Annotated in this window: 15 protein-coding genes and 1 riboswitch; of the genes, 5 read left to right on the top strand and 10 right to left on the bottom strand. The window is 35.9% G+C overall.

Annotated elements, in window-relative coordinates; all coding sequences use genetic code 11:
• Positions 1-49: 49 nt before the first annotated feature.
• The 6 genes from FOT98_RS14790 to FOT98_RS14815 all read right to left on the bottom strand — a co-directional run bounded on the left by FOT98_RS14790 (position 50) and on the right by FOT98_RS14815 (position 5,904).
• Complete coding sequence (locus tag FOT98_RS14790; protein WP_063262712.1) at positions 50-805, bottom strand: HAD family hydrolase; 756 nt, start codon at positions 803-805, stop codon at positions 50-52.
• Positions 806-942: 137 nt separating this feature from the next.
• Complete coding sequence (locus tag FOT98_RS14795) at positions 943-1,848, bottom strand: diacylglycerol kinase (protein WP_061679429.1); 906 nt, start codon at positions 1,846-1,848, stop codon at positions 943-945.
• A gap of 472 nt (positions 1,849-2,320) precedes the next feature.
• Positions 2,321-3,748: an Asp-tRNA(Asn)/Glu-tRNA(Gln) amidotransferase subunit GatB gene (gene gatB / locus FOT98_RS14800; RefSeq protein WP_046958896.1), complete on the bottom strand. Its 1,428-nt coding sequence runs from the start codon at positions 3,746-3,748 to the stop codon at positions 2,321-2,323.
• 14 nt (positions 3,749-3,762) lie between these two features.
• Positions 3,763-5,220: an Asp-tRNA(Asn)/Glu-tRNA(Gln) amidotransferase subunit GatA gene (gene gatA, locus FOT98_RS14805; protein ID WP_000051449.1), complete on the bottom strand. Its 1,458-nt coding sequence runs from the start codon at positions 5,218-5,220 to the stop codon at positions 3,763-3,765.
• Between the two features lie 15 nt (positions 5,221-5,235).
• Positions 5,236-5,526 (bottom strand): Asp-tRNA(Asn)/Glu-tRNA(Gln) amidotransferase subunit GatC, encoded by a 291-nt coding sequence (gene gatC, locus FOT98_RS14810; RefSeq protein WP_000086999.1) that lies wholly within the window; start codon positions 5,524-5,526, stop codon positions 5,236-5,238.
• A 141-nt stretch (positions 5,527-5,667) separates the two neighbouring features.
• Positions 5,668-5,904, bottom strand: coding sequence for a YiaA/YiaB family inner membrane protein (locus FOT98_RS14815; protein ID WP_001254393.1), 237 nt, complete (start codon positions 5,902-5,904; stop codon positions 5,668-5,670).
• A gap of 382 nt (positions 5,905-6,286) precedes the next feature.
• Between FOT98_RS14815 and FOT98_RS14820 the strand changes: the two genes are divergently transcribed.
• The 4 genes from FOT98_RS14820 to FOT98_RS14835 all read left to right on the top strand — a co-directional run bounded on the left by FOT98_RS14820 (position 6,287) and on the right by FOT98_RS14835 (position 8,741).
• Complete coding sequence (locus tag FOT98_RS14820) at positions 6,287-6,769, top strand: MarR family winged helix-turn-helix transcriptional regulator (protein ID WP_000942477.1); 483 nt, start codon at positions 6,287-6,289, stop codon at positions 6,767-6,769.
• 77 nt (positions 6,770-6,846) lie between these two features.
• Complete coding sequence (locus tag FOT98_RS14825) at positions 6,847-8,028, top strand: ArsA family ATPase (protein ID WP_080467786.1); 1,182 nt, start codon at positions 6,847-6,849, stop codon at positions 8,026-8,028.
• On the top strand, positions 8,021-8,212 hold the full coding sequence (locus FOT98_RS14830) for a DUF3926 domain-containing protein (protein WP_063262710.1): 192 nt from the start codon (positions 8,021-8,023) through the stop codon (positions 8,210-8,212). Before FOT98_RS14825 ends, FOT98_RS14830 begins: the two co-directional genes overlap by 8 nt.
• Positions 8,213-8,273: 61 nt before the next feature.
• Positions 8,274-8,741: an HXXEE domain-containing protein gene (locus FOT98_RS14835; protein ID WP_140384201.1), complete on the top strand. Its 468-nt coding sequence runs from the start codon at positions 8,274-8,276 to the stop codon at positions 8,739-8,741.
• A gap of 167 nt (positions 8,742-8,908) precedes the next feature.
• On the opposite strand, the gene FOT98_RS14840 is transcribed toward FOT98_RS14835, so the two are convergent.
• Genes FOT98_RS14840 through FOT98_RS14850 form a run of 3 tightly spaced genes read right to left on the bottom strand, consistent with a single transcriptional unit; the run spans position 8,909 to position 11,459 of the window.
• A complete protein-coding gene (locus FOT98_RS14840) occupies positions 8,909-9,763 on the bottom strand; it encodes a MetQ/NlpA family ABC transporter substrate-binding protein (RefSeq protein ID WP_063262709.1) in 855 nt (284 codons plus the stop codon).
• A gap of 21 nt (positions 9,764-9,784) precedes the next feature.
• A complete protein-coding gene (locus FOT98_RS14845) occupies positions 9,785-10,450 on the bottom strand; it encodes a methionine ABC transporter permease (protein ID WP_001261881.1) in 666 nt (221 codons plus the stop codon).
• Positions 10,440-11,459: a methionine ABC transporter ATP-binding protein gene (locus FOT98_RS14850; protein ID WP_063262708.1), complete on the bottom strand. Its 1,020-nt coding sequence runs from the start codon at positions 11,457-11,459 to the stop codon at positions 10,440-10,442. Before FOT98_RS14850 ends, FOT98_RS14845 begins: the two co-directional genes overlap by 11 nt.
• A 123-nt stretch (positions 11,460-11,582) precedes the next feature.
• Positions 11,583-11,688, bottom strand: a riboswitch (SAM riboswitch).
• A gap of 242 nt (positions 11,689-11,930) precedes the next feature.
• Between FOT98_RS14850 and FOT98_RS14855 the strand changes: the two genes are divergently transcribed.
• On the top strand, positions 11,931-12,494 hold the full coding sequence (locus tag FOT98_RS14855) for a cysteine hydrolase family protein (RefSeq protein ID WP_063262806.1): 564 nt from the start codon (positions 11,931-11,933) through the stop codon (positions 12,492-12,494).
• A 232-nt stretch (positions 12,495-12,726) separates the two neighbouring features.
• Here the strand turns inward: FOT98_RS14855 and FOT98_RS32400 are convergent, their stop codons facing one another.
• Complete coding sequence (locus FOT98_RS32400) at positions 12,727-12,876, bottom strand: hypothetical protein (protein ID WP_000521647.1); 150 nt, start codon at positions 12,874-12,876, stop codon at positions 12,727-12,729.
• Positions 12,877-13,088 lie beyond the last annotated feature (212 nt).

Here is a 13,088-nt window from a genome sequence, read left to right on the forward strand (position 1 = left end):
TCAGCATAAAAAATAAGTCTATAAAGACTCATTAAGAGTCCCTATAGACTTATTTTTCTTGCACATTAGACTTTCCTTGTTCCCAAATAAACTCACCTGAATGAGAAATAAAATCCTCAACAGATTGTACTACTAAATCCGCAAGTGGTTCTAAAGTTTGACGATCCCCTGTACCAGATAGTACTCCAATTGCATAGCAATCGCCGCCATTTTTCGCTAAATGTAAATCAGTTGGAGTATCTCCAACGACCGCTACTTCACACGCCTCTAAATGAAACATTTCACAAAACGATTCTACAATTCTTTTATCTGGTTTTTGTGCCGGAAACGTATCTGAAGCTACAACATAATCAAAATAAGACTCTAATTGATACTGTTTTAAAAATAATTCTGTCGGTGCGAAATCATCAGCTGTAACAACGCCTAAAATAAATCCTCTATCCTTTAAGCTTTGTAAAATTCTTGGTAAATCCGCCGTCATTCTCATATAGGAACGGTGCTCATACATAAGGGAAAATAACTTTTCACTTACCCACTCATGCATCTCCTCTTCCTTAGATGACGTAATATACTTACAAAGCCCTTTTGCAACATCAAGGCTTGTTCCTGCCGCTATTGCGCTACGAGGGTTCACAAATACCCCATCTACACCGATTTCTTTTAATAAAGTAGGCTGCATTGACTTTGGAAGTTGATATAAATTTATACATTCTGCCACCAGTTCTTCAGCTACTTTTATCCAAATTGAATGAAAATCCATTAATGTCCCATCTTTATCAAATAATATTGCTTTTACCTTCTCCATAGCACACTACCTCTCGTTTCTTATCTCCTACAGTGTATCAATAAAGTATGGATATAACATAAACGAATTGTAAAAATACCATAAAAATCAAACTAACTTCCAATTTACAATTCCTCTATATAATAAAAAGGATGCCTTTACAGGGCATCCTCTTGATGTTCAGGAACAAATAGTTCCAGACAATGGTATATATTTTCGAATTCCATCGGTGCATCTCCACCGTATTCACCGTCTAAGTTAATCATTAATTTATCTGGTGAATGCACTTTAATTCGATTTGCTTGTGTGTATAACACTTTTGGATTGTTAATATGTTCACCACGCTGCGCTTGTGTTGCAGCTTTAATTAAGTCAGCGATAGAACCTTTTTTCAGTACTAATAAATCAAATAATCCATCGTTAATTGATGCATATGGTGCTACCTTTTCAAAGCCGCCCACTGAACGAGTATTCGTAATTAAAAACATCGTAATTTCTTCTTGTAGCATCTTTCCATCATACTCAATTTCAACATATGTTGGATGTAATGATGGTAACATTTCGATCCCTTTTAAATAGTAAGCAAGTTGGCCTAATACTGTCTTTAGCTTACTCGGTACTTCATATGTTAATTCTGTTATACGGCCGCCACCAGCGATATTAATGAAATATGTATCATTCGCTCTACCAAGATCTAACGGAACTGTTTTCCCTTCACAAATAATATCCGCAGCCTCTTCAATCGCACGAGGTACACCAATCGCACGCGCAAAATCATTTGTCGTTCCAACTGGAATAATGCCAAACTTCGGACGATGTTCATGTCCTACTAAACCGTTCACCACTTCATTTAATGTACCATCACCACCAGCTGCGATAACAACATCAAACTTACGATCCGCAGCTTGCCTCGCTGCCACAGTCGCATCGCCAGGACCAGTTGTCGCATGACAAGACGCTTCATATCCAGCTTGTTCTAATTTTTGTAATACTTCCGGTAAGCTCTTCTTAAATAGCTCGCGCCCAGAAGTAGGATTATAAATAATTCTTGCTCGCTTCATCATTTATTAGCACAGGAAATTTCTTTATTGTTTCAAAAAAGAACATACCGAACTTCTATTCAGTATTCCCATGCCTACCTCCTCTCATCTTCCTATCCTTCTTTTATCCCGCTCAAACAGGCAGTAAGAACCCGATTCGTGTAGTCCATCAAAAGTAAATATTCATTTCAATGGTTTTGTTTTATTTAACAAAAAATTTATGTCCATCTATTTCCTCACAACAATTTACATATAACGAATAATAATTATCTATTATTTCATGAGATGAAAAAAAACCTCTATGTCTAGATTTATCATTATTCCCACCTTTTTGCAACTATCATACCATAGTTGCTATACAAACATTTTTCCACTTTTGACAGTTAATCAAACGTTTGTTTAAATGATCTTCTCTCATTTAAACAAACGTTTGATTAACCTAGAAAAACACCCATGTACGGGTGTTTTTCTGCTTAATCTTTAAAAGTTATTACTATTATCGCTTATTAATCTCTTCAAGTAAGATTTTGTTAACAAGCGGTGGATTTGCTTGTCCTTTTGTAGCCTTCATAATTTGACCAACTAAGAAGCCAATTGCACGGTCTTTACCGTTTTTAAAGTCTTCGATAGATTGTTCATTGTTATCAAGAATTTCTGTTACAACTTTACGAAGTGTACCCTCGTCAGAAATTTGAACAAGACCTTTCGCTTTAACGATTTCTTCTGGGTCTCCACCTTTTTCAATTAATTCGTTAAATACTTTCTTCGCGATTTTAGAAGAAATTGTACCTTTTTCAATTAATTGAACCATTTTAGATAAACCAGCAGGCGTTAATGCAACGTCTTTTAATTCTTTTTGTTGCTTGTTTAAGTATGCAAGCACTTCACCCATTAACCAGTTTGATGTTAATTTCGCATCAGCACCGTCTGCAACAGTTGCTTCAAAGAAATCAGACATCTCTTTCGTTAATGTTAATACGTGTGCATCATAAGCCGGTAAGCCAATTTCTGCAACGTAGCGAGCTTTACGTGCATCTGGAAGTTCTGGAATCGAAGCACGAATTTCTTCTTTCCACTCATCATCAATGTAAAGTTCAACTAAGTCTGGCTCTGGGAAGTAACGGTAATCGTCAGATCCCTCTTTCACACGCATTAAGATTGTTTTCTTCGTTGCTTCATCATAACGACGTGTTTCTTGTTGGATGATACCACCAGATAACAATTCTTTCTCTTGGCGCACTTGCTCGTGCTCAAGACCTTTTTGTACGTAAGTGAATGAGTTTAAGTTTTTCAGTTCCGCTTTTGTACCGAACTTCTCTTGTCCAACAGGACGAAGGGAAATGTTTGCATCACAACGCAAGGAACCTTCTTCCATCTTACAATCAGATACGCCAGTGTATTGAATGATTGATTTTAACTTCTCTAAGTATGCATATGCTTCTTCTGGCGTACGCATATCTGGCTCAGATACGATCTCGATTAAAGGCATACCTTGACGGTTGTAGTCTACTAATGAACCATCAGCTGTATGCGTTGATTTACCAGCATCTTCTTCTAAATGAAGACGTGTAATACCGATACGTTTCTTTTTACCGTCTACTTCGATTTCAATCCAACCATTTTCACCGATTGGCTTATCAAATTGAGAAATTTGGTAAGCTTTCGGATTATCTGGGTAGAAATAGTTTTTACGGTCAAACTTCGTTTCCGTTGCGATTTCACAGTTTAATGCCATTGCAGCTTTCATTGCAAAGTTAACTGCTTCTTTATTTAAAGTAGGAAGTACCCCTGGGTATCCTAAGTCAATTACACTTGTTTGTGTATTTGGCTCCGCTCCGAATTCTGTTGGACTCGCAGAGAAAATTTTCGAATTTGTTTTTAACTCAACGTGAACCTCTAAACCAATAATTGTTTCTAAATTCATCTATGCTCGCCTCCTTACAGACTTGCTTTTTTTGTATGATAGTCTGTTGCTTGCTCAAACGCATGTGCAACGCGGTAAATTGTCGCTTCATCGAAGTGTTTACCAATGATTTGTAGACCAAGTGGCATGTTGTTAGCACCAAATCCACATGGAACAGAAATCGCTGGAACACCCGCTAAGTTTACTGGGATTGTTAAAATGTCGTTTGCATACATTGTCATTGGATCATCAACTTTTTCGCCCACTTTAAATGCCGGAGTTGGCGTTGTTGGTCCAATAATAACATCGTAGTTAGCAAATACATTTTCAAAGTCGTTTTTAATTAATGTACGTACTTGTTGTGCTTTCTTGTAGTATGCATCATAGTAACCAGAGCTAAGTGCAAATGTACCAAGCATAATACGACGTTTTACTTCATCACCGAAACCTTCGCTACGTGTGTTTTTGTAAAGATCTAATAAATTATTTACATTATCAGAACGAACACCGTAACGTACGCCATCAAAGCGTGAAAGGTTAGCAGATGCTTCAGAAGAAGATAATAAGTAATACGTTGCTAGAGCGTATTTAGAGTGTGGAAGAGATACTTCCTCCCAAGTTGCGCCCATACCTTCTAATACTTTTAAAGCAGCTAGTACTGACTCACGAGCTTCTTCGCCAACACCTTCTCCTAAGTATTCTTTCGGTACAGCAATACGTAAACCTTTAACGTCGCCTGTTAAACCAGCTAAGTAGTTTCCTACTTCAACGTTTGCAGAAGTTGCATCCATACGGTCAATACCTGAAATAGCTTGTAATAAGTATGCATTATCTTCTACTGTACGTGTAATCGGTCCGATTTGGTCAAGTGAAGATGCGAATGCAACTAATCCGTAACGAGATACACGTCCATAAGTTGGTTTTAAACCTACAACGCCGCAATATGCAGCTGGCTGACGGATAGAACCACCCGTATCAGAACCTAGAGAGAATAATACTTCTCCTGCTGCTACAGCTGCTGCAGAACCACCACTAGATCCGCCTGGAACGTAATCTAAGTTCCATGGATTTTTCGTAGCGTAGAAACCTGAGTTTTCATTTGAAGAACCCATTGCGAACTCGTCCATATTTAACTTACCGATTGTAACTGTGTCAGCAGCTTTTAGCTTTTGCACAACTGTTGCATCATAAATCGGATCAAAGTTTGCTAACATTTTGCTCGCACAAGTAGTACGAAGCCCGTTAGTTACAATGTTATCTTTTACACCAATTGGCATACCGAATAATAAACCATTATCTTCAGCACCAATTTTCGCGTCTAATTCTTTCGCTTTCGCGCGTGCGTTTTCTTCATCTAATGTAAGAAAAGCTTTTACGTTATCTTCAACATCCGCAATACGTTTGTAAGATTCTTCTACTAAATCCGTAACGGAAATTTCTTTGTTGTTTAACTTCTTATGTAACTCTGATACTGAATGATCAAATAATGACATCGAAATTCCCCTCCTCTATTCTAATACTGCTGGAACACGGATTTGATTATCTTTGTGATCCGGTGCATTTTTTAATACTTCTTCGACTGGTAAACCTTTTTCTGGTACATCTTCACGCATAACATTTTTCATAGTTAATACATGAGTTGTTGGTTTTACATCAGTTGTATCTAATTCATTTAACTGTTCTGCAAATGTAACAATTGCATCTAGTTGTTTTTGAAATTTTTCAGCTTCTTGATCAGTAATTGCAAGACGTGCTAAATGTGCTACGTGCTTTACATTCTCAACGGAAATTCTTGACACGGCTAGGCCACCTCCATAATATATCGTTCAATCTACAATACTATTGATGATACCAAATTTTCAGTACTTCAAGCAAGTCAACACACGGCACTTACTGCATTTTTACATAAAAAAAGAAAGGCGAATGCCTTTCTTTACGATTTACTCTTTATCTAACGGTTTATTTTTCGGAAATCTCTCGTTATCTTCTTCATTATCACGAATTGTTTTTTGTAATACAAAACAAGACATCGTTAAAAATAATGTTCCAATTAAATAATATCCTTTTACACTAAGCGTTTCATCTAACGTATAAATTCCAATTAGCATACCTGAAAGCGCGCAAACAAATGAAGTCCATGCTAAAAACGTGAACGCTTGCGTATTACGTCTTCTCATCGTTATCCCCCTCATTAGCTGTACATCCATTATAGATAAGTATATTTACCATGATGGTTTTTTATCCCACTTTAATGGGCAGTAAGACCCCCACCACAAAATTCAGCGAAAGCAAAGAAGTTAGGTGGGGGATCAACTGCCCATAAAAGTCCGATTGGTTCAACTAATAATCAGTGGGGATGAAGAAAACCCCCACTGATTAAAGTTTCACTTTATGTAAATTCTAGTTTTATATTTATAAATCTACCATAAAACAATACTATTTTAAAGTTAGTTTTCTGTCTAATCTGAAAAAACAGTTAAAACGATTGACATTTATTTCAATTCTGCATAAAATAAAAACAAATATTACGAACCTCGAAATATACGGGAGTGGAATTAATTGTTGCAATATGAACATTTTTTAGACTTACTGCTAGATAACGCCAAGAAACTTTTCTATCCTGAGGAATGGGTAAGCCTAGATTTAACACTTTCTAAAACAGAAGTATTTTGTTTACTTTGGATGGAGCGAAATACAGATATTACAATGACAAAAATCGCTGACCTTCTTGATATACCGATGAGTACAACGACAGGTGTTGTAAATCGCCTTGTAAAAAAGGGATATATCGAAAGGTACCGTGATGAAAACGACCGACGCATTGTATTAATTCGTTTAACAGAAAACGGTGTAATGCTCGTTCAAGAAGTAAAACAAAATGCAGCCCATTACTTTAACCTAGTGACAGAAGCATTATCAGAAGAAGAAAAAGCATTCTTACTACAGATCTTCCAAAAGATCATGAATCACATTGCTACGTCACAGCAAAAAACTGAAGAAAAGGTTTCTACACCTAAAATGAAAAACATTCCGATTGAATAAAAACCCTAATAGGGTTTTTATTCAAAAAAATATTTCGGTACTCGTAATATTCGACATTCGAAACAAAGGGGGATATGATGATGAGAATTATTTTGTATACAGGTAAAGGCGGCGTAGGAAAAACTAGTATTTCAGCAGCAACTGCACTTCAAAGCGCAAAACAAGGATTAAAAACTTTAGTAATGAGTACAGATCCAGCTCATAGTTTAGGAGATTCATTTGGCATAAAACTATCTTCTGAACCATTAGAAATTCGCGAAAACCTATGGGCACAAGAAATTAATACGATTTATGAGATGGAAAAAGGCTGGGGGAAGTTACAGAAATATATTACACTACTCTTCACTTCCAAAGCAGCAGATGATATTACAACCGAAGAGTTAACGATGTTTCCTGGTATGGAAGATTTAATTAGTTTACTTCGCGTACTCGATTATTATAAACAAAACACATATGACGTTATTATCATTGATTGTGCTCCAACAGGAGAAACATTAGCAATGCTCAGCTTTCCAGACATGCTCAGCTGGTGGATGGAAAAACTCTTTCCTATTAAAAGAAAGGTTTTAAAAGTTGTTCGCCCTGTAGCTCAACCACTTCTTGGTGTCCCCCTTCCAACCGATGATATTATGGACGAATTAACGAATACACTTGAACAGCTTGGAGAAATGAGAGATATTTTATCAAACCGAGACGTAACAAGTATCCGCATCGTTGTAAATCCCGAAAAAATGGTCATTAAAGAGGCTCAGCGTAGCTTTACGTATTTAAATTTATACGATTATAACGTAGATGCGATTATGATTAACCGCGTCATCCCTAACACTGTCACCGATCCTTATTTTCAAGCTTGGAAAGATACGCAAAAGAAATACAAAACATTAATTCAAAATAGTTTTGATCCACTTCCTATTTACGAAGCTCCTATGTTTGAACAAGAAGTTGTTGGCTTACCTATGTTAGAACGTGTAGGAGATGCTTTATTTAAATCAGATTCTTCTCCTACGGAAGTGAAATTTAACGGTCGTACCCAATATGTAAAAAAAGATGGTGATGAATATATTTTCATTCTATCTATTCCCTTCTCTAACAAAAGTGAACTTGCATTAAATCAAAAAGGTGACGAGCTTATCATTCGTGCTGGTTCTGTTAAGCGGAACATCACATTACCCAAAACGTTAACACACCTTTCTATTCAAGGAGCAAAATTTGAAGATGATGTACTAAACATTCGATTTGGAGGTGTAGTGCATGCGTGAGGAACTACTAAGAAAGTTAATTCATGCAAAAATAAAAGTCGGTATGAATATATTAGAAGAGTTACCTGCACCAATTCAGCAATCAGCTAAGCAAATGCTAAAAATTTTACAAGAGGAGCTAGCTGCTTATCCGAAAGAACAAGAGCATCATGAGGATAATTTAAAAAGTATCATAATTGAATAACTATCTCTGTATAGAGGGCCTTTTTTAGGCTTTCTATATTTTATTGGAGTGATGTAAGTTGATGAAAAAACATTCCACTATTATGCTTTGGATTATTCCCTTGTTATTTTTCATTCATAACCTTGAAGAATCTTTCCAAATGCCGCAATATCTTGCTAATCAATTTTCAATTCATTTTATAACAAGCCAGCAATTTTTCATTGCCGTTTCCGTATTAACAATCTTTGTCTTACTTATCGTCTTTCTATATCAACTTAACTTTTTGTCTTCTATATACTGGATTATTTTTATACAAGGGGCTATATTCTTCAACTCCGTTCAACATATTATTTTGTTTTTCATATATCGTTCGTATAATCCTGGCGTAATATCAGCAGTTTTCATTGTTATCTTTTCTATTTTCTTTTTTTCATCCGAAAAACACCTCATTCATAAAAAACAATTCATAATTACACTCATTTTCAGCTTATTTTCTTACCCTGTTATAATTTGGATTACCTTACTATTTGCTAGCTACTTTCATTCATAAAAAAAGACCAGGAAAACTCCTGGTCCATTACTCTACTTAACAAACATTGGATTCTACGTTATACAGAATTGGAAGGTACAGAATTAGGGTTTGTTTGTTAAGTAGATTATATGTTGAACGAACTAACAGCGGAGGGGTTCCTTCTGCTAGCCCGTTAAACTCAATCATTATTTTACGATTTTTTCAAGCGCTTCAAGTGAAAGATCTACTGAAATGGAACCATCATTTGTTTCTTTCTTAATTGCGTCTGTTACTTCTTTTGAATGATAGAGTTCAATTACTTTTTTCAGTGTTGGATCATTTTTATCTTTCGTGCGAGCTGCGAAAATATTAATATATGGCTTCGCATTTTCATTCTTTGGATCTTCTAAGAAAATTGGATCCTTCGCTGGATCTAATCCAGCTTGACCAGCAACACCGTTATTAATAACTGAAGCTGCAACATCTTTTAATACACGAGGTGTTTGCTGTGCGATAACCGGTGTAATTTTTAACTTCTTCGGATTTTCAGCAATGCCGCTTGGATCTCCGAATAAGCCAAAGTCTTTCTTAAGCTTTAATAAACCTGCTGCATCAAGAAGTTTTAATGCACGAGCTTGGTTCGTTGGATCATTTGGAATCGCAAATTCTGAACCATCTGGAATTTCATTTGCCTTCTTATATTTTTCAGAGTATAAGCCCATTGGTGCAATTTGCGTTGTACCGACAGCTGTAATATCTAACTTATGCTCTTTTTTAAATTGCTCTAAGAAAGCAACGTGCTGGAATGAGTTTAGTTCAATATCTCCATCAGCTAACGCTTTATTTGGCGTCGTGTAATCAGAGAACTCAACCAGTTTAATTTTAATTCCTTCTTTTTCAGCTTTTCTTTTCAAAATTTCCCAAGCGTCTCCATCCGTTCCAGTTACACCGACGCGAACTACTTTCTCTTTCGCTCCTGCCCCAGTATCCCCACTTGAACAGCCGCTTAATGCTGAAATCCCTACAATTGCTGATAATGCAAATGCTAAAATTTTCTTCATTTTCTTTTCCCCTCTTCCTTTTTATGATCTGCGTAAAAAGACTTTCGCAAAGTAGTTTCCTAAGTTCTGAGCTACCTGTACGAGAATAATAAGTAAAACGACCGTTACGAACATAACTGATGTATCAAAACGTTGATAACCATATGTCATTGCTAAGTCACCAAGACCGCCACCACCGACAAGCCCAGCAACTGCAGAAAATTCAATTAAACCAACTGTCATAAATGTAACCCCTAAGATCAATGGTGCTAACGCTTCTGGTACAAGAATTTCAAAAACAATTCTAATTGGTGAAGCCCCCATTGCTTGAGCTGCTTCAATGACTCCCTTTGGAACTGAAACAAGATTTGTTTCAACCATTCTAGCAATACCGATTGATGCAACTAACGTCATCGGAAAGATTGCTGCTGCTGTTCCAATCGTCGTTCCGATAACACTTCTTGTTAGTGGGCTTAAAGCTACTAAAAAGATAATAAATGGAACCGGGCGAATTGTGTTAATAATGATATTAAGAATAGAAAAGACCCATTTGTTTTCTAAAAAGTTTCCTTTTCTCGTTACATACAACAGTAAACCTAGAGGTATACCAAGAATTGTGGCGAATATAAGGGTTACAATTACCATTAAGAGGGTATCCCCCGTCGCATCTACTATGCGGGGCCAAAATATACTCCAATCAACTCGCATGAGCTTCTACCTCCTTCAGCTGCACTTGCAGTCGTAGATGTTGTAATGCTTTTTGAATTTCCTTCTGTTCACCTTGCAATTCTACAAGAAGATTTCCAAATAGCACATTTTGAAGTTCAATAATATTTCCATACAGTACGTTTACATCGACGTTATAATTTTTCGCGATATATGATAGTACTGGCTGCCCTGTCTCTTCACCCGTAAATGTTAAACGATAAATCTGTCCACCATTTTGAATTTTACCTAGAACACTTTCCGGTAAATGATCATTAATAATAGAGCGTACAAAGTTTTGAGTCGTCTTTGTTTTCGGTTGTGTGAAAACGTCAAACAGTTTTCCTTCTTCAATAACTTTTCCCTTCTCCATTACAGCTACACGGTGACAAATTTCCTTCACAACATGCATTTCATGTGTAATGAGTAGAATTGTTACATTGTATTCTCGATTTACTTTCTTTAATAAGTTTAATATCTCTGTCGTTGTTTCTGGATCTAAAGCTGATGTTGCCTCATCACATATAAGGATATCCGGTGATGTTGCAAGTGCTCTTGCAATACCAACCCGCTGCTTTTGTCCACCTGATAGTTGCTCTGGATAATAGTTTGCTTTATCTTCTAACCCTACAAACTTCAACAGTTCATTTACTCTTTCTTTTATCTCATTCTTTGGTACTTTCGCTAATTTTAATGGATAAGCAATATTCCCAAACACTGTTCTTGAATTAAATAAATTAAAACTTTGAAAAATCATCCCGATTCTTTGTCTTAGCTTCCGTAATTCTTTCGTCGATAATGATGTAATATCTTTATCATCTATTGAAATCGTTCCCGCTGTTGGTCTCTCTAACATATTTACTAATCGTAACAATGTACTCTTTCCAGCGCCACTAAAACCGATAATACCGAAAATTTCGCCCTTCTCAATTGATAAAGTTACATCTTCCACCGCATGAACAGATTGCCCACCTGATTCATATACTTTACTTACATTGTTAAAAGAAATCATTTTTCCCCCTCCTATATGCTGTAAAAACTTGAAGTAGAGCTTTCGAGGTAAAATAAAAAGTGCTCTCCTTCTTATCAACCATAAAGATAAGAAGGAGAGCACTTATATGTACTCGTTCACATCTTCTCATCTTCCAAGCCTTTCATAGGCTTGCTGGAGTTAGCACGGTATTAAAAAACCCGTTGCTGAGGTATCGTAGGGCCAGTCCCTCCACCTCTCTGGATAAGAATGTATCGATTTAATTGTCGTTTAATTAATTCTCATTATAGAACTCAGAATAATAAGAGTCAATACATTTTTTAGAAAAATATTAATTATTTCTCTATTAAAATTTTTAAATAAAAAATTCACAATACAATAGTGATTTTTAAAGTTATGTTAAATTCTCCTCCCTCATATTTTTTAAAAGGAGAATCCTTTCTATAAATTGAATACCATTATTTGAATATGAAATCGGAGGAAGATAAATATATGAAAACAGCTCTTTTACTCGTTGATATTCAAAATGATTATTTTCCACATGGAAAGATGGAGTTGCGTAATCCAGTAGAAGCAAGCAAATATGCTAGTCAGCTACTACAACTCTTTAGAACGAAAAACGAACCTATTTTTCATATCCAACATGTAGCAATTAAAGATGACGCTACTTTTTTCCTACCCAATACAGAAGGTGTACATATTCATGAAAGCGTACGCCCACTTAGAGAAGAAACCGTTATACTCAAACATTATCCAAATAGTTTTCGCGAAACCGATCTTCTAGAACAATTACAACGTTTAAATATTGAGCACGTCGTCATATGTGGGATGATGACTCATATGTGTATTGATGCCACCGTAAGAGCTGCTTTTGATTTCGGCTTTCCATGTACCGTTATACATGATGCTTGTGCGACAAAAGATCTTTCTTTTAAGAATGCTACGATACCAGCCGTTTATATTCATAACACAATTTTGGCTAGTTTAAATGGAGTATATGCAAATGTAATGAGTACAGAGGAGTTTTTGACTACAAAAAAACACTCCCTTCAGTGAGCAAAACCGAAAAGAGTGTTTCTTGTCAAACCATAGATTTTCTTTCAAATTGTATTATACAGGAAATCCTTAAAATGAATACTAAAAAATATGACTAATAAGTCAACTTTTCTCGTTGTTTTGTTTCTATTTACATGTTTATCCCGATATGAATAGGGTTTAGCTAGTTCTAATCACCAAACGGTAATATATAGTAATTAGAACTAGTTTCTCCTATCAAAAACGTAACATATTATTTATCTGTTTGTTTTTGCTTCTTTTTCAAATACTCCGCACGCAATTTTTCAATTTGTTGCTTTTTATCAAATTTGGCAGGCGTCTGTTTTTCATGAAACTTTGCCACAGCTACCTGACCTTTATAATCCAATTGATATTTTCCCACTTTGTTCACCTACTTTTCTTATCTTTAAAGAGAATCTATCCAACAAATATAATATATCTTATTTACTGAAGTAAACCTTATTAGTTTTTCTACGTATATCTATCTTAATCCACATATGAACACTCCCCCACTTAGCAAAGCTTGAAGTGGGGGTTTCTAACGTTTCGACCTAACGGACGATTAACGTCAGGGGAGTTAACACATTAGCGAGC

The organism is Bacillus sp. HY001, from assembly GCF_007558965.1.
Taxonomy (GTDB): domain Bacteria; phylum Bacillota; class Bacilli; order Bacillales; family Bacillaceae_G; genus Bacillus_A; species Bacillus_A mobilis.